Source organism: Phyllobacterium sp. 22552 (assembly GCF_052044585.1).
GTDB lineage: Bacteria > Pseudomonadota > Alphaproteobacteria > Rhizobiales > Rhizobiaceae > Phyllobacterium > Phyllobacterium ifriqiyense.
Genome location: NZ_JBQENG010000003.1, coordinates 309,771 through 329,445 on the forward strand (window position 1 = coordinate 309,771; position 19,675 = coordinate 329,445).

A 19,675-nucleotide genomic window follows, 5' to 3' on the forward strand; every position below is an offset into this window, starting at 1 on the left:
AGTGGCGCGTGCGTTCCACTCATCTGGTGATCTGATAGCCGACCGCCGCGCTTCCTATGCTGATATGCTGTTCGACAGCGGCGATCATGCCGCTGCCGCCGATCTTATGGCGCAGGCGCTGGAACTTGTTCCGGGTTGGACTGCAGGGCGGTTTCGCCTCGGTGAAATGTGGGAAGCCGCCGGGCAGCATGAATCAGCTGCTGCGGCTTGGCGCAAGGTGCTGGAATGCGATCCGGAAGATCGCTTTGGGGCAGGCCTGAAGCTTGCCGCGACCGGTTATGCGCAAGTGCCTGCAACGCCGCCTTTGGCCTATGTCGAAACTCTTTTTGACGCCTATGCGCCGACTTTTGAAAGCGCCTTGCTAGACAAACTCGACTATCGCGTTCCAGAGCTTTTGGCACAAGCCATTGAAGTGCATGGCGGTGCACGCAGATATCATCGGGCGCTTGATCTGGGCTGCGGCACGGGTTTGATGGGTCCATATGTGCGACCGGTCGCTGACCGTCTGGACGGAATGGACTTGTCGGAAGCCATGTTACAAAAGGCTGCCGAAAAGCAAATCTATGATGATCTACGCAAGAGCGATGTCAACGAATTCGAGGTGGAACCCGGTAGCCTCGATCTTGTGATTGCCGCCGATGTTTTCGTATATGTGGGCGATCTTGAGCGCGCCTTTGCAACGATCGCAAAGTCACTGGCGGTGGATGGACTCTTTGTCTTTTCGGTCGAAAATCAAGAGGGCAGCGATGAGCCGATCCTGCAACCTTCGCTACGCTATACCCACTCGCAATCCTATATAGAGCGGCTTTTGTCGGCGCAGGGCATGGCTTTGGTCTCGCTTGCCAGAGAAACCATTCGGCTTGATCGCGGCGAACCTCTGCAAGGGCTGATTATTGTTGCAAGACTGCGGGATTGAGGATCAATCCTTACGGAAAATCAGGCGGCCAGCCCAGCCGGTAACCACGGCCAGCAACACGGCGAAAATACCGTAAAGCAAGCTATATTGGTTCGCTGCACGATAAATGCGGAACTCAAGCCCAGCCTTTACAATATTGAGACTGGTGGCATTTTCGCGCAAGAACTCACCATTGCGGAAGAGAAAAGCCCGCGCCACATGCTTGCCAACAGGAACATTGGCAGGCAGGGATAGCGTCGCGCGGAAAAGAGTCGCCGACAAAAACTGAACATCGCCGGGACGCTGGTTATACAGCCTTTGCTTAAGCTTGAGGCGCGGCAATTCGGTCGTGAATTCCTTGAGTGATTCACTGGAGCTGAAACCGTCCGGCATCGGTTCATAGTACATATTGTTCACGCCAAGCCCAAGCTGCGTGAAGATTTTCGGCGTCGCAATGTCCTGTAGATTTCGCGTGGAGGCAAGGGAATAGGACGCTGGAATGTGCTGGAACGAGGCAGATTCGGCATTGACCCAAATACCCAGATAGCGGTCCTTGCGGCGGACAACAAAACTGCGTTCCGGTCCTTCTAGAACCACGACAATATCGTAGCGCCCCTGCCGTTGAATGAGCGGGTCGGCATTATCCAAGGCCCCGAATACGATCAGGTCAGTGCCGCGAAAGCCCGAGGTGATTGCAATCGTATCGGTCGAAAGGCCAATCTCCACTGTTTCCGTATTTGCCGGACGCTGTTGGGCCAGGGCAGGTTGCCCGGCAAGAAATGCGGCAAGCAGAATGAATGAATACCGGGCCAGCCTCATAAGCCGCCCCCGGTTACAACTGCAAGGCTGATCGAATAAAGATCATCAGGAGTGACAAAAAGCTCGATAGCAAGACGCAGGCCAACAGCGAGAACCAGCATAGCCAGCAAGGCGCGCAGTTGCTCGCCGCGCAATTTCTGACCGATACGCGCTCCATATTGCGCGCCGATGACACCGCCGGACATCAACAGAAACGCAAGCACAATATCGACCGACTGGTTGGTGGTTGCCTGCATGATTGTTGCAAAGGCGGTAACGAAGACGATTTGATAGAGCGACGTGCCGATAACGACATTGGTCGGCATTTTAAGCAGATAGATCATGGCTGGAACCATGATGAAGCCACCACCCACACCCATAATTGACGACAGGAAGCCAATTGCTGCCCCCAATACCAGAATTGGAATAATGCTCACATAGATCTTTGAGGCACGAAACCGCATTTTGAATGGAAGCCGGTGCACCCAATTGTGCTGCCCCGGTTTTTTCAACGTTGCCAATTGTCCTGCTCGGGTTCGTCGCATGGCCTGGACGCTTTCATAAAGCATCAGACCACCGATTGTTGACAGGAAGACCACGTAAAGCAGGGAAACTATCAGATCCAGCTGACCAAGTTCGCGCAAGAGAACGAAAACATAAATGCCTATGCCAGCACCAACAATGCCGCCTATAACCAGCAATGACCCAAGTTTGACGTCCAGCGTGCCGCGCTTGAAATGCGTAAGAGCGCCGCTGAAAGAAGAGGCGATGACCTGATTTGCACCCGTCGCAACGGCGACAGCAGGGGGAATGTTGTAGAAAATCAGGAGCGGGGTGATGAGAAATCCCCCACCGACACCAAACATGCCAGACAGGAATCCCACAGCCGCTCCCATGCCGAACAGCACGAAGATATTGACCGAAATCTCGGCTATTGGCAGGTAAATACCCAAGTCTCTTCAAACCCCATTATGGTGCTCAAGCACCACGATGACAGCAATTCTTTAAGGTTTCTTGCTCGCTTGCGGGCTTTATTGGAGTTTAGACTGAGAGTTTGACTTTAATATAGGTTTAAACGCGAAACCCTTTGTCGCAATGGATTTTTTCGGGTCCTGAGGCAATTTTATCACGGCAAAGCGCTTGGAGCGTTCAGCCGTTTTTCTTCAACAGGTTTTGTACCAGATCCTTGTCGATATTGCCGGTCGGCTTCAGACCATTATCCTTCTGGAACGCCATGATCGCCTCGCGGGTTTTAGAGCCGATTCTCCCGTCAGAACCACCAGCATCATAGCCGTTCTTGTTCAAAATCAGCTGGATGTTGCGCACGGCCTTTTCCATGTCGAGCGAACCGGTCTTCACAGGCGTTTCGCGCCATTGTTCAGGAATATTCAGCGCATTGGCGTCGGCATCCATCGCCTTTGGCTTCCACAGGGCAAAGGCAGCCTTGGCACGGGCAAGCTGATCGGGAGTCATCGCGTGCGCAACATCCTCACGCTTGGAAGCAGCATCGCTATCACCGGCTTGCGCCGCGATGGCAAACCATTTGTAGCTTTCTTCCAGATTTTGCTTCATGCCAACGCCCTTCGCCGAAAGTATGGCAAGGTTGAACTGGCTATCCTTGACGCCAAGCTCGGCAGCACGCGTGAACCAGCGTGCCGCCGCTTCATTGTCCGGTGCGCCATTTGTCCCGGCGGCCAACAGTACTGCGAGATTATGCATGGCGCTGGCGTTGCCTTGATTGGCGGCAAGTTCGTACCAGTGCTTGGCCTTCGCGGCATCGCGGTCTACGCCAAGCCCTTTTTCGTAGAAGTTGCCGATCCTGTATTGAGCAGGAGCAAAACCGCGCTCTGCGGCCAGCCTGTACCACTCGGCGGCTTTGCCATAATCGCTCGCAAGGCCACGCCCATCCATGTAGCGGTCGCCAATTTCAAACAGCGCCTTGTTATCGCCAGAGACGACAGCTGTGTGAAGTTCATCCGGCAATCCATCGGTTGGGATGGCAGGGATCGCCACGGGCTCAGATGACTTCGGCGGCACGGATTGGGTTGTCATGCTGGTGTCGACCGCTTCATTGACGGTCGCCGGCATTTGTTGCTGCGCAGCAATAACACTTTCCACGCTTACCGGCGCAGGTTGCACCGCTGCAAGTTCGCGTGCAGCTGCTACCGGAGCGGGCTTTTCCACGACCTTGGCTGGCGCGGCTTTGGACGCTGTAGCTTGAGGTGCGACAGGATGGTCCAGAAAGGTTGCCTTCAACTGCAGTCCGGCAATAGCAATCATAATGGCGCCAATGGCCAAAAGAATAGGTTTGCGCTGCCTTGCGAGAAAACTCCGCTTGGGGTGATCCTCGCCAGCCAGTTCATCGGCTGTGGATGGTGAATTTTGCTGATTCTCCATTTCCGATGCCGCAGCCTGTGCTGCGCGGCGTGCGGCGGCAATGAAATCCGCCTTGCCGTTGCCGGATCCAGCCAGTTGCATCTCGCGCCGATCTTCGCGCACACGCTTGAGAATGGAATTCAGATCAGGCATGCCGGAACCCGGCTCAAGCGGACGATTAAGCAGGCTTGGATCGATATCCAGCTTCAAATCGGGTTCATCGCGCCCCATGTCGGTTTCTGGGTCTTGTGCCGGAGCTTGTTTGCTACGGCTCTTCAGACCGCGGGTCAGACCTCCAAATATCGATGTCTTTGCATTCGGCTCAGGGTCAGCCATCTCGCTATTGTAAGCGGCTGTTGCTTCGGGAGATATTTCTTCGGACTTGGAGAACGTCGGAGTTGCAAAAGCAGGTTCGGTTATCGTCGGTTCATTTGTTACGGTATCCTGAACATGACGATAGACTGGAACAGGTCCGCTTTCCAAAGATGCCAGACGATCAACGATCTTCAACAGCGTGTCGTGGATCGCTTCAAATGTCTTTGTATTCCGGTCTTCCGACTTGCGGGCAAGACTTTCAAGAGTCTTCAGGTCGCCAGCAAGTTCGCGTGCAACCGCGCTATCATGGACATTCGTCACGCCAGAAATATTGCGGACAGCTTCAACGGCAGCATTACGCGCGGTTTCGACAATAAAATCCCGGTTGGCGGCGATTGATTCCTCAATTGCTTCCAGACGGGGAGGAATGGCGGCCATTTCAGCGTAGTGATCATTGGACTTGGCTAAATGCTCTGCAAGACCCGCAATCTGCAATTCGAGATTATGGATAGCGTCGGAAGTCTTATTATTTTGCGGAGCGCTTTCCCAAATGAAGCGGGCCATATCATCGAAGCGCGATTCAATACTGTCTGACAGTCGGATACCGCTATGCTCGCTCATCTGGTGGTGATCGTCGAGCCGCTGCGTAAGCTCTGCAAATCGCTGATCGATCGTGGCACTGAAGAGGGGATCAATCGCAGACTGCTGCGGCATGGCTTCGAGCTTTTCGATGACCTGCAGTACCCGATCTTCAAGATCGCGGAAATCCGAAATGCTGATGGCGGCAGGCGCATTCTGCAAATGACGCGCTACGGCGGCAAGATGTTCGGAAAGCGCATCAATGTTGATAGCGGGGCGCTTGGCCTGTTCGGCGAGATGGTCAACACGCTGTGCCAGTTCGCCCATGCGTTGCAGTATGACATCAGAAGTGCGATCTGGCGTTGTTGCTTGCACGCTGCTTGCCAATGATGCGATGCGCGCTTCCAGGCGTTCAAAAGCATCGGCTTCGGCAAAGCGTGCTGGTGTCTGGTGGGAGGTCGCAACGAGCGCCCGACTTATTTCGTCGAGGCGATCATCGATCTGCTGCATATAGCGGACTGGCATTGAAGCATTGTGTTGAGGTGCATCATTGCGGCCAAGTTTGGCTACTGCCTGCTTCAATTCGTTAAGGTCGCCCCGCAGCATGGAAATCGCTGCCGGATCGTTGTCCAACTGCTTATTGTTAAAATGGTTGGCAGGTGCCGATGACTGCTGCAGCCGATTTAGCGTCGTATTGTGCAAGATCGAATTATTGGATGTTTCAGCATCATCACGCATTTCCGTACGCAACTGCTTTAATTGCGCGGCTATGGCAGAAAGGTCATGCTTGCCATTTTGCAGCGGGCTTGCAGGCGCAACCTCACGGCGGGATGGTGATGCCAATCCGGCGCGCGAAGCCAATGCAGCAAAGCGATCAGCAATATCACTGCCGTCCTGCTCGTTTTCCGGCGCTTTGGGCCGCATGGCATTGCGCAACTGGCTTTCGAGTGCTTCGAGCGTGCGATTGAGATTGTCCAGCGACGTGGCATCGCGGCGGGCGCGATTGACATTGACCTGTTCCATCAGTGACCTCTGGTTCGTCATGAACGTCTGCTGCTCAAATTAACTCGCCAGTTGGCTGGCAATTTATACTGTGGATGCTCGAAGGAAAGCCGAGGCCGCGTTGCGCGTCGGGGCCAATCCGGAGAGCCGGGGCCCATGCCCCATGCGTTCCGACAAGCCGTGAAAAACAAATCACTTATAGACACGGTTCACCGTCACGTTGACATTGGCGAAACGTGGTAAACAAGTGGTTAAGACCCCGGTTAAAGCGCTAAAATAACGACTAATTTCGTGGCAGGGATCTGATACAACGCGCGAAAGCTCAGATAACCGATTGCAGTCTGCATCCTGCGGAGAAATATTGAATGATACATCGCTGTTTATTGCTGCTGTTGGTCGCGGTATTTGCCCATATTGCATCAGCGGTCGCCTTTGCAGATGAATTGTCCATTCGCACCAACCAACTTGGCTATTTGCCGGATGGACCAAAGCTGGCGACGATTATATCGCCGTCAGATGCGCCTTTGGAATTTCAGCTTGTGGATGCTGAAAATGTACCGGTGTTGAAGGGCAGGACGAGGCCTATGGGTTTCGACGCGATGGCGGGACTGAAAACCCATCTGGCGGATTTCACAAATTATCGTAAGACAGGCGAAGGCTATCATCTGGTCGTGGGCGAAAGCACGAGCCCGGTTTTTTCCATCGAAGCCAATATCTATGATCGGTTGAGTGTGGATGCGCAATCCTGGTTTTATCTGGCCCGAAGTGGCACAGAAATCAGAAAGGATATTGCCGGATCACTCTATGCGCGCCCCGCAGGACATTTGGGCATTGCACCGAACGTGGGCGACACATCTGTTCCATGTCTTGATCGCGACGCCGCTGCAAAATTTTATACCGAATTAAAATGGGACTGCAGCTACAAGCTCGACGTGACGGGTGGCTGGTATGATGCAGGTGACCAAGGCAAGTATGTCGTGAATGGTGGTATCGCTGTTTCCCAGCTTATGGACACAGTCGAGCGGGGAAAGCTCTTTGCCAGCAATGCCGAAAAAGTCCTGAGCGACAGGCGGTCACGTTTGCCGGAGCAGGGCAATGGCGTGCCGGACATTCTCGATGAGGCGCGGTGGGAATTGGAATTCATGCTGAAAATGGTGGTTCCGCATGAGGAGCGATTGGCTGGCATGGTTCATCATAAGGTTCACGATACAAGTTGGACCGGTGTGCCCATGCTGCCTCATAATGATCCGCAACCGCGCGCACTTTATGCTCCTTCCACGGCAGCCACTCTGAATCTGGCGGCCGTCGCAGCCCAGGGTTCCCGCGTGTTCAAGAATTACGACGAAACATTTTCAACACGGCTTTTGACCTCGGCAAAACAGGCATGGTCTGCCGCACAAGCCCATCCTGATATTATTGCGCCATGGGCAAATTTCCACGGCGGTGGCGCCTATGGCGATGATGATGTCAGTGATGAATTCTATTGGGCCGCCGCTGAACTTTATCTTGCGACGGGCGATACGATCTATCTTTCCGCAATCAAAAGCTCGCCGCACTGGCGTGGTGACGTCTTCAGCCGGGGCGGGCATGGTGCCTTCGACTGGGCGAATGTTGCCGGGCTTGCTCGTTTGCACCTCGCTCTTTACGCAAGCAAGCTGCTGGGAAGGGAGGACTGGGATGACGCTAGAACCTCTGTAATTGACGCTGCCGTGGATTTTATTGAACTCCAGAAGAAAGAGCCATTCGGACAAATATATCATCCCGACAATGGCCGATATGATTGGGGGAGCAATCATTCCATCCTGCAGAATATGATCGTCGTGTCCGCTGCTTACGATTTGAGCGATAAGCAGGAATATCTCGATAGCGTTCGCGAAAGCATGGATTATCTTCTGGGCCGCAATGCCATGAACATTTCTTATATTACAGGATACGGCACGATTTTTTCAAAGAATCAGCATAGCCGCTGGTTTGCTCACCAAATTGATTCCGACCTGCCTAATCCGCCGCCGGGTTCTCTTGCGGGAGGCGCAAACTCGTCGCTTGTTGATGATATTTCCAAGGAGAAGCTTGCTGGCTGCGCTCCCCAGCGATGCTATCTTGACGATATTGAAGCCTATGGCTCCAACGAGATTACGATCAACTGGAATGCCCCTCTGGTCTACATTGCCAATTTTCTCGACAATACACGCACGAAGTGATCCGTATTTCTGATCTTGCATTGTTCATTTCAAATCATGATGTACATGCTCTGCCGTTTCAAAAAAGCCAGTGCCTGCAAATTTTGACGTTTACGGAAACGTCAAAATTTGCTAAGAAGTACGAAATATTGGCAGCACGGATGCTCTGCGTGCTGTTTTTACTCGTTTTTGTTTTGGAGGAAGCTTATGCCGAGTTACCGCGCGCCCGTTGAAGACACGCTTTTTGTTCTCAATGATGTTCTGGGTTTTGAGCGTTACAATAATCTTGAAGGATTTGCAGATGCGTCGCCGGATATCGTTGACGCAATCCTCGGCGAAGGCGCAAAGCTTGCGGAAAACACCCTGTTCCCGATTAATCAATCAGGCGACCGGGAAGGCTGTGTACGCAATGCCGATGGTTCGGTAACAACGCCGAAAGGCTTCAAACAGGCATTTGATCAGTATCGCGAAGGTGGTTGGGTCGGATTGGCTGTACCCCAGGAATTCGGTGGGCAGGGCCTGCCATACGCGCTCCATGTGGCGGTTGGTGAATATATGGCTTCAGCCAATATGGCGCTGGTCATGTATCCGGGGCTTACGCAAGGGGCTATTGCCGCAATCCTTACGCACGGAACGGATGAGCAAAAGCAAGCCTATCTGCCAAAGATGGTTGACGGCACCTGGACCGGTACCATGAACCTGACAGAACCGCATTGCGGCACTGATCTTGGACTGTTGCGCACAAAAGCTGTTCCAAATGGCGATGGCTCGTACAAGATTTCAGGACAGAAAATATTCATTTCCGCTGGCGAGCACGATATGGCGGAGAATATTGTCCATCTGGTACTCGCTCGCATTGAAGGCGCGCCAGAGGGCGTAAAGGGCATATCCCTATTCATTGTCCCCAAGTTCAATCTCGACGATAATGGCAATCCGGGAACCCGCAATAGCGTCTCCTGCGGTTCCATCGAAGAGAAAATGGGAATTCACGCCAATTCGACGTGCGTGATGAACTATGATGAAGCCAAGGGCTTCTTGATCGGTGGCGAGAACAAGGGCCTGCGCGCCATGTTCACCATGATGAACGAAGCTCGGCTTGGTGTTGCCTTGCAGGGCCTTTCAATTGGCGAGATCGCTTATCAGAACGCCGCCATTTATGCGCGTGAGCGTATTCAGGGCCGCTCTCTGACAGGTCCAAAAGCGCCGGATAAAAAGGCTGATCCACTTATCGTTCATCCTGATGTGCGCCGCATCCTTATGACGATCAAGTCGTTCAACGAGGCAGGGCGGGCCTTCATTCTCTGGTCTGCATTGAAATCCGATGTTGCACATCGCTCCGCAGACGAAGCGGAAAAGCAGTTGGCCGACGATATTCTCAGCCTGATGACCCCTGTGCTCAAAGGCGTTCTGACGGACAAGGGTTTTGAGCATGCCGTCATGGCACAGCAGGTTTTTGGTGGCCATGGCTATATTGAAGAGCACGGAATGAGCCAATATGTCCGCGATGCGCGCATTGCCATGATCTATGAAGGCGCAAGCGGTGTTCAGGCCTTGGATTTGGTCGGACGCAAGCTTGGCGCCAATGGCGGCCGCGCTATCATGGCTTTCTTTAAGGAGGTCGGCGACTTCTGCGAAGAAAATCGTGGTGACGAGAAGCTTGCCTTCTACACCAAGCATTTGAAAAAAGGTCTCAATGACCTGCAGGCAGCGGCCATGTGGCTGATGCAAAATGGCATGGCCAATCCGGACAATGCCGGAGCGGCATCCACCGATTTCATGCATCTCTTTGGCTTGGTGTCGCTGGGTTATATGTGGGCGCAGATGGCCAAGGCGGCAAATGCCAAATTGGCTGATGGCGCAGAAAACAAAGCGTTTTACGAAACCAAGCTGATCACGGGCAAGTATTTCATGGAACGTGTAATGCCTGAGACCTCTGCCCATCTGGCACGTATCCAGACTGGAGCCGATACAATGATGGCGCTTGCGGCAGAAGCATTCTAAGCTGATGCAACGCAGCCACGGGCCGCGGTCGCGCGGCCTGCTTTAACAAATCTCGGGAGGATTGTCATGGGTGTGCGACCAGAAGACGTGTTGGGTGTTCCAAGGCCTGAATGGAAAACTGAGGACGTCGTCATGCTGCAGGAAATGGCCGCAAAATTCCTTGAGGCCGAGGTCCTGCCGCATTATGACCGCTTTGAAAAGCAGGAAATTTTTGACCGTTCCGTATGGGAACTGGCAGGTCAAAACGGCCTTCTCTGCGCCTCTATGCCAGAGGAATATGGTGGTTCTGGCGGTACCTACGCCCATGAAAGCGCCATTCTCGAAGCGATCAGCCATGTCGGTGTCGATGGCTTTGGCATTGCCCTGCACAATTCCATCGTAGCACCCTATATCCTGCATTATGGCTCAGAAGAGCAAAAGCAGAGATGGTTGCCAAAAATGGCAACTGGCGAATTGATCGGCGCTATTGCCATGACTGAACCCGGTGCAGGTTCCGATCTGCAAGGCGTTAAGACCAGCGCGAAGAAAGATGGCAATCACTATGTCATCAATGGTTCAAAGACCTTTATTACCAATGGTCAATTGGCAAATCTGGTCATTGTTGTCGCCAAGACTGATCCGGCTCAGGGCGCCAAAGGTACCTCGCTGCTGATTGTTGAGACTGACGGGCAGGAGGGTTTTGAGCGTGGCCGTAACCTCGATAAGGTCGGGTTGAAATCCAATGATACATCCGAGCTATTCTTCAACGAGGTGCGGGTACCGACATCTAATCTTTTGGGCACCGAAGAAGGACAGGGATTTGTCCAGCTAATGCAGCAATTGCCGCAGGAACGGTTGCAAATTGGCGGTACTGCCATTGCCATGGCGGAACGCGCCATTGCAATTACCAGTGACTATGTGAAGGAGCGTAAAGCCTTCGGCAAGGCTGTGATCGAGTTCCAGAACACCCAGTTCAAGCTGGCGGAATTAAAAACCGAAGCAACGATAGGCCGGGTGTTCTACAATCATTGTGTTGAGCGGCATGTAAATGGCGGGCTTGATCCGGTGACAGCCTCGATGGCCAAATATTGGCTGACAGACCTGCAAAACAAGGTCGTGGATGAGTGCCTCCAGCTACATGGTGGCTACGGCTATATGAATGAATATCCAATCGCCCGCATGTTCCGTGACGCTCGCGTCCAGCGGATTTATGGCGGCACCAACGAAATCATGAAGCTTTTGATCGCCCGCAGCCTTTGAGCCTGCGGTAGCAACAGGGAGTATATTATGGCCGACGCATATATTTACGATCACGTCCGCACACCGCGTGGCAAGGGCAAGAAAGATGGCAGCCTGCATGAGGTTCCTGCCGTTCGCCTTGGTGCGCATGTTCTCGAAGCCTTGCGTGACCGCAATGGGTTGGACACTGGCCTGGTGGACGATATCATTTATGGCTGCGTCGATCCGGTCGGCGAAGCTGGCGCTGTTATCCCTCGCTCTTCCGCTTTTGAAGCCGGGTATGATTTCAAAGCTCCAGGCATGCAGATATCGCGTTTCTGCGCTTCCGGCCTCGATGCAGTAAATTTTGCTGCGGCCAAGATTGTGCAAGGCGCAGATGATATCGTTATCGCTGGCGGCGTTGAATCCATGTCACGCGTCGGAATGGGCATGTCCGGCGGTGCCTGGTATATGGATCCGTCAGTCGGCTTGCCGGGCTATTTTATGCCTCAGGGCGTCTCGGCCGATCTTATCGCCACGAAATATGGTTTCACCCGCGATGATGTCGATGCATACGCTGTCGAGAGTCAGAAGCGTGCGGGCGAAGCCTGGAAGAAGGGTTATTTCAAGAATTCCGTCCTGAACATCAAGGATGTCAACGGTCTGACAATCCTGGACCATGACGAGCATATGCGTCCAACAACAGATATGCAGGCTTTGGCATCGCTCAATCCTTCCTTTGTCATGCCCGGCGAAATGGGCGGTTTTAATGCTGTCGGCATTCAGGCCCATCCGGAAGTTGAAACTATCAATCACGTGCATCATGCCGGTAATTCATCCGGTATTGTTGATGGTGCCGCCGGTGTTCTTCTTGGCTCCAAGAGTGCTGGTAAGGCGCTATCGGCCAAACCGCGTGCCCGCATCCGCGCATTTGCCAATATAGGTTCTGATCCGGCTCTGATGTTGACTGGTCCTGTCGATGTGACAGAGAAGTTGTTGAAGCGCGCCAAGATGAAAATCTCGGACATCGATCTGTTTGAGCTCAACGAAGCCTTTGCCGCTGTCGTTCTGCGTTACATGCAGGCATTCGACATTCCGCGTGACAAGATCAACGTCAATGGTGGCGCGATTGCCATGGGCCATCCACTCGGCGCAACAGGCGCAATGATCCTTGGCACGGTTCTTGACGAACTTGAGCGCCGCGATCTGAATATCGCGCTGGTAACCCTATGCATTGGCGCTGGTATGGGCACTGCAACCATCATCGAACGCGTTTGAGGAGAGAGAATATGACTTATACAAACTTCAAATTCGACGTCGATGCAGATGGTATTGCTCTCGTCACATGGGACATGCCCGACAAATCCATGAACGTCTTCACAGAAGAGGTCATGAAGGAACTGGATGCCATCGTCGACAAGGTTGCAGGTGATGCTGCGATCAAGGGCGCTGTGATAACATCCGGCAAAGATACGTTCTCTGGCGGCGCGGATTTGACCATGCTCAAGCGCATGTTCCAGCTCTTTCAGGACGAGAAAGCAAAAGATCCTCAAAAAGCAGTAGAGCTGCTTTTTGAAACGACAGGCAAAATGGGCGGGCTGTTCCGCAAACTCGAAACATCGGGCAAGCCCTGGGTTTCGGCGATCAATGGCACTTGCATGGGCGGTGCTTTTGAAATGTCGCTCGCTTGCCATGGCCGCGTGGTTTCTGACGATCCTTCGGTCAAGATGGCTTTGCCTGAAGTCAAGGTCGGTATTTTCCCCGGTGCCGGCGGAACGCAGCGCGTCCCGCGCCTGACCAATCAGCAAGATGCCTTGCAGATGATGACAACTGGCTCAAGCCTGACTGCATCGCGCGCCAAGGCTATGGGATTGGTGCATGAAATTGCTCCGGCCAAGAAACTGGTCGAAGCCGCCAAGAAGATGATCAAGGATGGCTTGAAGCCGGTGCAGCCTTGGGACGAAAAGGGTTTCAAACTGCCAGGAGGGGCAATCTATTCTGCCGCCGGTGCTAATCTGTGGCCAGCTGCCACGGCTATTTTGCGCCGTGAAACCTATGGCAATTATCCAGGTGCCGCATCGATCCTGAAATCGGTCTATGAAGGTCTGCTCGTCCCCTTCGATACAGCTCTCAAGATCGAACAGCGCTACTTCACGAAAATTTTGCAGACCACTGAAGCAAGCATGATGATCCGCTCGCTGTTCATCTCCCTGCAGGAATTGAACAAGGGCGCGCGCCGTCCTGACGATGTGAAGCCCACGAAATTCAAGAAGGTCGGCGTTGTCGGCGCTGGTTTCATGGGGGCAAGTATTGCCTATGTTACCGCGAAAGCCGGCATTCCTGTCGTTCTTATCGACCAAAGCGTTGAAGCCGCGGAGAAGGGTAAGGCTCACTCTGCTGATCTGATTACCAAGGAAGTACAGAAGGGCAAAGCGACTGCTCAGGATAAAGAGGCGCTTCTCGACCTGATCACCACCTCGTCGGACTATGCCGATCTTGATGGTGCTGACCTTGTTATCGAAGCGGTGTTTGAAGATCGTGAAGTGAAACGGGTCGTGACGGAAAAGGCCGAGGCCGTGCTTAAACCCGGCGCTGTTTTCGCGTCAAACACTTCGACGCTTCCCATTACTGGTCTAGCAAAAGTTTCTGTCCGGCCAAAAAACTTTATCGGCATTCATTTCTTCTCGCCCGTCGACAAGATGATGCTGGTGGAGGTCATTATGGGCAAGAAAACCTCCGAAAAGGCGCTTGCCGTGGCGCTCGATTATGTGCGCGCTATCAAGAAGACGCCCATTGTCGTCAACGATACCCGTGGGTTCTACGTCAATCGCTGCGTCCTGCGGTACATGTCAGAGTCCTACAACATGCTGATTGAGGGCGTTCCTCCGGCAATGATCGAGAATGCCGCTCGCATGGCAGGGATGCCCGTTGGCCCATTGGCTCTCGGCGATGAAACGGCAATCGATCTTGCTCAGAAAATCCTGAAGGCGACGCTTGCTGATCTTGGCCCCAAGGCGGTCGACCCGCGTCACGTAGAGCTGATCAATACGCTGGTTGATAAATATGATCGTCGTGGCCGCAAAAATGGCAAGGGCTTCTACGACTATCCTGCCAAGCCTGCGAAAAAACATTTGTGGCCGGAGTTGAAGACACTCTATCCGCAACAGGATGCCGATAAGATCGACGTTGAAGTGCTTAAACAGCGTTTCCTTGTAACGATCGCTCTGGAAGCGGCACGCGTGATGGAGGAGGGGATCGTTACCGATCCGCGCGAGGCAGATGTTGGCTCCATTTTGGCCTTCGGCTTTGCTCCTTATACGGGTGGAACGCTGTCATATATTGACGGTATCGGCGCAGCGAAGTTCGTTGAGATCGCCAAAGGTCTGCAGCGGAAATATGGAGCGCAATTCAAAGCTCCAAAGCTCTTGCTCGATATGGCCGAAAAGGGCGATACGTTTTACGAGCGCTTCAATCCCTATCCTGCGGCAAAGACAAAGAAAGCCGCTTAGTATCAAGGCGGGGACCGTTTGAACGGTTCCCGCCTTTTCTAGAATAATGGAATAATGGCGGTTTGAATAAGCGGAATAAGAAAGTTTTCCGTAATTTCTCTCGACTTTTGTTAAGATGCCGCTTAAAATCATGTTCAAGGTATTTTTTCCTTTTACTTGGATATGTCCATGTTTTCACATGACCGCATATGGGCGGCCATCGATGCGCTGGCTCAACGTCATTCTCTTTCCGTGTCCGGGTTGGCGAAGCGTGCCGGCCTTGACCCGACGACATTCAACAAATCCAAGCGATATGCTGCGGATGGCCGCGCGCGCTGGCCCTCAACCGAGTCACTGGCAAAGATCATGGAAGCAACTGGCGCTTCTCTGGATGAGTTCATGACGCTAGTGCACGGAAAAGCATTCAATGCTGCTGGCGCAGCGATGCGATCCATCCCGCTTCTGGGTTTCGCACAAGCTGGTGCAGGCGGATTTTTCGACGATGGCGGCTTTCCTGTCGGCCAGGGATGGGATGTTGTGGAGTTTCCTATCGGACCGGACGATGCGGTCTATGCGCTTGAAGTGTCGGGAGATTCAATGCTGCCTCTTTACCGGGATGGCGATACAATTATCGTGGCGCCCGGCGCAGCTATAAGGCGGGGTGACCGTGTGGTTGTTCGAACCAAGGACGGCGAAGTCATGGCAAAAATTCTTTCACGTCAGACGCCTCGGACAATAGAACTACAGTCAATGAATCCCGAGCATACAAACAGGACTTTTGACGCAGCCCATATTGATTGGATTGCGCGTATCCTTTGGGCGAGCCAATAGGAATTCGCACTCATGCGCCAGATACCGCTCTATATCCTGACCAGTCTGGTCGCGCTGGCGCTGGCTTATTCCTTCATTGCACCCTTCCATGGAGCGCTTGAGTCAACCATTGCGTCGGATCAGGAAGTGAGTGCTGCTGTCGAGGATTTTGAGCTGCCGGCCGAAATGCAGAGCGGAGCTTCGCCAGAGCAGGATCAACCAGCCCCACAAGATGAGGCTCAATCAACCATTGATCAGCTTCCTCTGCGTCAGGTAGATCCGGATGATGGCACTGCTCCCACGAAGGTGGGACCATTGGAGCGCATAGCTCCCCGCCAGCCTTTAAGCGATATCGGTCAAGCTACGCCTCCTGCTCCACCCCCCGCACCTGTGGCAGTGGACGATACCGCAAAACCGGCCTTGCTTTACCGGCCTGTCGCGACAAGTGCAGGCGACATCGAAGTATCCGGATACAAGATTTCACTTAAGGGGATAAATGCGCCGGCTATTGAAGAAACCTGCAATGCCGATGGCGTTGATTGGCCCTGTGGGATGGCTGCGCGCACTGCCTTGCGCAATTGGCTGCGCTCACGCGCAATCGAGTGCAACGTACCGGGGCAGCCCTCGGATGAACTGATTGCAACAGAATGCAAGCTGGGAAGTATGGATATTGCCGATTGGCTCGTGTCAAATGGCTGGGCGCGTGCCCAAGACGGTACGCCTGCGGTTGAGATGATGAAAAAAGCCCAGGAGCAAAAGCTCGGCATGTTCGGCAGTGCGCCGCCATCCTTACCAACGGACATGGAACTGCCGCTGCCTCAGCCGGTAGAAACACCCGAGATCACTGAAAATCCCGTCGCCCCCCCGCCACTTACCTCTCCCGGCGCTCCGTTTCCGCCCGCCCCGCAGTAATGTTTCAAGGCAGGTGGCATACGGCTTCGATATTGTGCCCGTCGGCATCACGAATGAACGCCGCGTAATAGTTTGGATGGTAGTGAAGCCGTAACCCGGGTTGCCCATTGTCACTGCCGCCTGCTGTTAATCCCGCTTTGTGGAAAGCATCGACAATATCGCGGCTGTTCACTCTAAAGGCCACGTGGAGGGGCGGCTTGTTCGGTGTGCCGCTGATCACCCAAAAATCAGGTTTACCATTTTCGCCGAAACCGGCGACGTCGGCATGGCCGGTGATCGAAGCCGGGATTTCGGTAATCAACGTGTATCCGATTGTAGCCAGCGTATTGGCGTAGAACTTTTTACTCTGCTCGAAATCGCTGACGATTATCCCGGTATGGTCAATCATTCACGTCTCCAAATGAACTCCGATCAGAGTAATTCACCAGCCAGCGCTTTAGCAATCAAAGCACGTGTTTCCTCGATACCATATAATGCCACGAATGAACCAAAACGTGGCCCGCGTTCCTGACCGATTAGAACTTCATAGAGCATCTGGAAGAACGATACGGCGACGCCGGGGCCACCCTCCGGGCTTTTCTTGGTGTGATCCTGATAACGCTCTATTGCACGCGCAACATCCAGAATTGCATTCTGTATGGTATTGCCATCGGCACCGGTCGGCAATGTCGACAATTTTTCCGACATTTCTTGCAGCGCGACCCGCTCTACCTCATCGGGCATGCGGAACTTCTTGGTGGGTTTGACGAAATCGTTGAAGTACCGAATGGCGTAGGTCACCAATGCGTCGAGCTCTGGGTTTTTCTCCGGCGTAACACCTGCGGCGTGGCGCGAAATAAATCCCCAAAGAACGCTGCTGCTATCCGCATTGGATGCGCTGACGAGATTGAGCAACAGGGCAAAGGGCACAGGCATTTCCACGGTTGGCGGATTACCGCTGTGCAGGTGCCAAACCGGATTATTCAGCCGGTCTTTCCATGATTGCCGCTCATAGGCCGAAAGATACGTGAAATACTCGTCTACAGCCTTGGGAATAACATCAAAATACAAGCGCTTTGCGGTGCGCGGCTTCTGGAACATGTACAGCCCCAGACTTTCAGTCGGAGCATAGGACAGCCACTCATCGATGCTGAGGCCATTTCCCTTTGACTTGGAAATCTTCTGCCCGATATCATCGAGGAACAATTCGTAGACGAAGTGCTCGGGCGCGCGTCCGCCTAGTATCTCGCAAATGCGATCATAGATAATCGCATTTGTTTGATGATCCTTGCCGAACATCTCAAAATCAACACCAAGGGCTGCCCAACGCATGCCGAAATCCGGCTTCCATTGCAGCTTGACGTTGCCCCCCGTTACGGAAAGGGTCGTTTCCTCACCATTTTCATCGTCAAAGGTTATCGTGCCATTCTTCGCGTCAACCTTCTTCATCGGCACATAGAGAACCCGCCCGCTTGTTGGCGAAATTGGCAGGAATGGGCTGTAAGTTGCCTGACGCTCTTCACCAAGTGTCGGCAACATGACCTTCATTATGTCATCATAGCGTTCGACGGCGCGCAGCAAGACCTCATCAAAGCGGCCATCCTTGTAATATTCAGTTGCGCTGGCAAATTCGTAATCGAAGCCGAACGTATCGAGAAACCGGCACAGCATGACGTTGTTATGGTCAGCGAAGCTCTTATAGTCACCGCCATAGGGATTAGGGACCGATGACAGCGGCTTATGCAGGTGAGGTTGCAGCATTGACGGGTCCGGCACATTGTCCGGTATCTTGCGCATACCATCCATATCGTCGGAGAAGCACAAAAGTTTCGTTTTCACGGTGTCATTGGTCAAAACCCGGAAGGCATGCCGCACCATAGTAGTGCGAGCAACTTCACCGAATGTGCCGATATGCGGCAAGCCGGAAGGGCCGTAACCAGTTTCGAAAAGAACCGTCTCTGGATATCCGGTCTTCTGGTAGCGTTTGACAATCTTCTGCGCCTCTTCGAAGGGCCAAGCTTTGGCCTCTGCTGCCGCCGCGATCAATTCGGGGGTCAGTTCGATATGGGTGTTTGGGCGCGAAGTCATTCGTTTATCCTGTATTGCTGCTATATTGTGGAGCGGGCGGACACTATGGCGGCAGATATCCCGCGTCAATCGCATGTGTCCCTGCAGCGCCCGGTCAGAATTGATTTTTTACGCTTATAGGGTGCCGTTAATAAAAATCGACGGGGAAATACCGCAAATACAGCTCCGATATCGTACCCTTTGCTTCCATTGACTTCAGGGCAAAATTGAAGCCTTCGGCAAGGTCATTGTTTTGAAGCGTTGTAGCAATCATCAATCCGTCGCCGAGAAATTGCGGGGCGGTATAGGGGCGTCCTGCAAAGACACAGCAGTTTGCAGCATCGGTGCTGCCGATCCAGAATGACAAATCTGAACCATCACCAAATACGGCATCAATCTTTTTTGCTTTAAGATCCTTGAGCATAAGATCGCGTGTGGGATAGCCAATCCAATGAGCTTTTGGAAAGTAATCTGCGAATATCGCCTGATGCACGGAGTCTGAAATCACGCCGACATTCTTGCTTTCCAATACTTTGTCGATTGGGTCGCTCAATTGATTGTCTCTTAATGTCACAAAGCGCGCCACCAAGCGTATATATGGTGCCGTAAAGGCATATTTTTGCCTAAGCGCAGCCGTAGGTCTTAGTCCGGCAAGTATGGCTTCCGCCTCACCGCTCTCCAGAGCTGTCTGCAGTTCGTTCCATGGCCGCGCTTCTATTTGACAGATCGCTGTAACATCAAGCTCGGCGCATATCGCCCGCGCCAGATCAATATTGAAACCCGATATGCGGCCGGTATTGTCAATGAAATTAAATGGCGGGTAGTCGACGGTTGTAACAAAACGGATGCGCTTGACCGCCGTCAGATCAGGTTTGGACACCCGCTCGCGTCCGTCCCAATAGTGGGGAAAATCCCCGGCATAAGCCGTCTGCGCTATCATTAGCAGAAGAAGCCCCAACACAAAGGTGACGATAGATCGAAAATACATGAGGTCTCGGAACGCACTGATTTGCACAGAGGCTAGCGCATAAGGCGGAAAACCGAAACCGCTATTTGAACGCATAGGTTTATATAAT

Annotated in this window: 14 protein-coding genes; 8 read left to right on the top strand and 6 right to left on the bottom strand. The window is 53.2% G+C overall.

Annotated elements, in window-relative coordinates:
- Position 1: 1 nt before the first annotated feature.
- On the top strand, positions 2 to 916 hold the full coding sequence (locus tag ACTJI9_RS08735) for a methyltransferase domain-containing protein (RefSeq protein ID WP_440807290.1): 915 nt from the start codon (positions 2 to 4) through the stop codon (positions 914 to 916).
- Between the two features lie 3 nt (positions 917 to 919).
- Here the strand turns inward: ACTJI9_RS08735 and ACTJI9_RS08740 are convergent, their stop codons facing one another.
- The 3 genes from ACTJI9_RS08740 to ACTJI9_RS08750 all read right to left on the bottom strand — a co-directional run bounded on the left by ACTJI9_RS08740 (position 920) and on the right by ACTJI9_RS08750 (position 6,007).
- Entirely contained in the window at positions 920 to 1,714 is a 795-nt protein-coding gene (locus ACTJI9_RS08740) for a TIGR02186 family protein (protein WP_440807292.1), read from the bottom strand.
- Positions 1,711 to 2,589, bottom strand: a complete 879-nt coding sequence (locus ACTJI9_RS08745; protein WP_370878855.1) for a sulfite exporter TauE/SafE family protein — start codon at positions 2,587 to 2,589, stop codon at positions 1,711 to 1,713. The genes ACTJI9_RS08740 and ACTJI9_RS08745 overlap by 4 nt, the downstream gene beginning before the upstream one ends.
- Positions 2,590 to 2,842: 253 nt before the next feature.
- A complete protein-coding gene (locus tag ACTJI9_RS08750; RefSeq protein WP_440807294.1) occupies positions 2,843 to 6,007 on the bottom strand; it encodes a peptidoglycan-binding protein in 3,165 nt (1,054 codons plus the stop codon).
- Positions 6,008 to 6,330: 323 nt separating this feature from the next.
- On the opposite strand from ACTJI9_RS08750, the gene ACTJI9_RS08755 reads away from it, so the two are divergent.
- From ACTJI9_RS08755 to ACTJI9_RS08785, 7 genes are all read left to right on the top strand, one after another.
- Entirely contained in the window at positions 6,331 to 8,166 is a 1,836-nt protein-coding gene (locus tag ACTJI9_RS08755; RefSeq protein WP_440807296.1) for a glycoside hydrolase family 9 protein, read from the top strand.
- 186 nt (positions 8,167 to 8,352) lie between these two features.
- The gene (locus ACTJI9_RS08760) at positions 8,353 to 10,146 is read left to right on the top strand and encodes an acyl-CoA dehydrogenase C-terminal domain-containing protein (protein ID WP_115051332.1); all 1,794 of its coding nucleotides are present in this window, start codon (positions 8,353 to 8,355) and stop codon (positions 10,144 to 10,146) included.
- A gap of 66 nt (positions 10,147 to 10,212) precedes the next feature.
- Positions 10,213 to 11,385 (top strand): acyl-CoA dehydrogenase family protein, encoded by a 1,173-nt coding sequence (locus ACTJI9_RS08765; protein ID WP_440807299.1) that lies wholly within the window; start codon positions 10,213 to 10,215, stop codon positions 11,383 to 11,385.
- 27 nt (positions 11,386 to 11,412) lie between these two features.
- A complete protein-coding gene (locus ACTJI9_RS08770; protein WP_115051330.1) occupies positions 11,413 to 12,621 on the top strand; it encodes an acetyl-CoA C-acetyltransferase in 1,209 nt (402 codons plus the stop codon).
- An 11-nt stretch (positions 12,622 to 12,632) separates the two neighbouring features.
- A complete protein-coding gene (locus tag ACTJI9_RS08775; protein WP_115051329.1) occupies positions 12,633 to 14,852 on the top strand; it encodes a 3-hydroxyacyl-CoA dehydrogenase NAD-binding domain-containing protein in 2,220 nt (739 codons plus the stop codon).
- Positions 14,853 to 15,020: 168 nt separating this feature from the next.
- On the top strand, positions 15,021 to 15,662 hold the full coding sequence (locus tag ACTJI9_RS08780) for a S24 family peptidase (RefSeq protein WP_115051328.1): 642 nt from the start codon (positions 15,021 to 15,023) through the stop codon (positions 15,660 to 15,662).
- 12 nt (positions 15,663 to 15,674) lie between these two features.
- Positions 15,675 to 16,553 carry a thermonuclease family protein gene (locus tag ACTJI9_RS08785; RefSeq protein WP_440807303.1) on the top strand — a complete coding sequence of 293 codons (879 nt, stop codon included), beginning with the start codon at positions 15,675 to 15,677 and terminating at the stop codon, positions 16,551 to 16,553.
- 4 nt (positions 16,554 to 16,557) lie between these two features.
- Here ACTJI9_RS08785 and ACTJI9_RS08790 read toward each other — a convergent pair whose 3' ends face one another.
- The 3 genes from ACTJI9_RS08790 to ACTJI9_RS08800 form a co-directional block, all read right to left on the bottom strand.
- A complete protein-coding gene (locus tag ACTJI9_RS08790; protein ID WP_307282645.1) occupies positions 16,558 to 16,941 on the bottom strand; it encodes a VOC family protein in 384 nt (127 codons plus the stop codon).
- A gap of 23 nt (positions 16,942 to 16,964) precedes the next feature.
- The gene (locus tag ACTJI9_RS08795; RefSeq protein ID WP_337353577.1) at positions 16,965 to 18,620 is read right to left on the bottom strand and encodes a lysine--tRNA ligase; all 1,656 of its coding nucleotides are present in this window, start codon (positions 18,618 to 18,620) and stop codon (positions 16,965 to 16,967) included.
- A 127-nt stretch (positions 18,621 to 18,747) separates the two neighbouring features.
- Positions 18,748 to 19,587, bottom strand: coding sequence for a transporter substrate-binding domain-containing protein (locus ACTJI9_RS08800; protein WP_307282651.1), 840 nt, complete (start codon positions 19,585 to 19,587; stop codon positions 18,748 to 18,750).
- Positions 19,588 to 19,675: the final 88 nt, after the last annotated feature.

Bases quoted from the DNA above. Each gene is read 5' to 3' on its own strand.
- ACTJI9_RS08780 (WP_115051328.1), top strand. From the start codon at position 15,021: ATGTTTTCACATGACCGCATATGGGCGGCCATCGATGCGCTGGCTCAA.
- ACTJI9_RS08775 (WP_115051329.1), top strand. From the start codon at position 12,633: ATGACTTATACAAACTTCAAATTCGACGTCGATGCAGATGGTATTGCT.
- ACTJI9_RS08755 (WP_440807296.1), top strand. From the start codon at position 6,331: ATGATACATCGCTGTTTATTGCTGCTGTTGGTCGCGGTATTTGCCCAT.
- ACTJI9_RS08760 (WP_115051332.1), top strand. From the start codon at position 8,353: ATGCCGAGTTACCGCGCGCCCGTTGAAGACACGCTTTTTGTTCTCAAT.
- ACTJI9_RS08795 (WP_337353577.1), bottom strand. From the start codon at position 18,620: ATGACTTCGCGCCCAAACACCCATATCGAACTGACCCCCGAATTGATC.
- ACTJI9_RS08790 (WP_307282645.1), bottom strand. From the start codon at position 16,941: ATGATTGACCATACCGGGATAATCGTCAGCGATTTCGAGCAGAGTAAA.
- ACTJI9_RS08785 (WP_440807303.1), top strand. From the start codon at position 15,675: ATGCGCCAGATACCGCTCTATATCCTGACCAGTCTGGTCGCGCTGGCG.
- ACTJI9_RS08770 (WP_115051330.1), top strand. From the start codon at position 11,413: ATGGCCGACGCATATATTTACGATCACGTCCGCACACCGCGTGGCAAG.
- ACTJI9_RS08740 (WP_440807292.1), bottom strand. From the start codon at position 1,714: ATGAGGCTGGCCCGGTATTCATTCATTCTGCTTGCCGCATTTCTTGCC.
- ACTJI9_RS08800 (WP_307282651.1), bottom strand. From the start codon at position 19,587: ATGTATTTTCGATCTATCGTCACCTTTGTGTTGGGGCTTCTTCTGCTA.
- ACTJI9_RS08745 (WP_370878855.1), bottom strand. From the start codon at position 2,589: ATGGGAGCGGCTGTGGGATTCCTGTCTGGCATGTTTGGTGTCGGTGGG.
- ACTJI9_RS08765 (WP_440807299.1), top strand. From the start codon at position 10,213: ATGGGTGTGCGACCAGAAGACGTGTTGGGTGTTCCAAGGCCTGAATGG.
- ACTJI9_RS08750 (WP_440807294.1), bottom strand. From the start codon at position 6,007: ATGACGAACCAGAGGTCACTGATGGAACAGGTCAATGTCAATCGCGCC.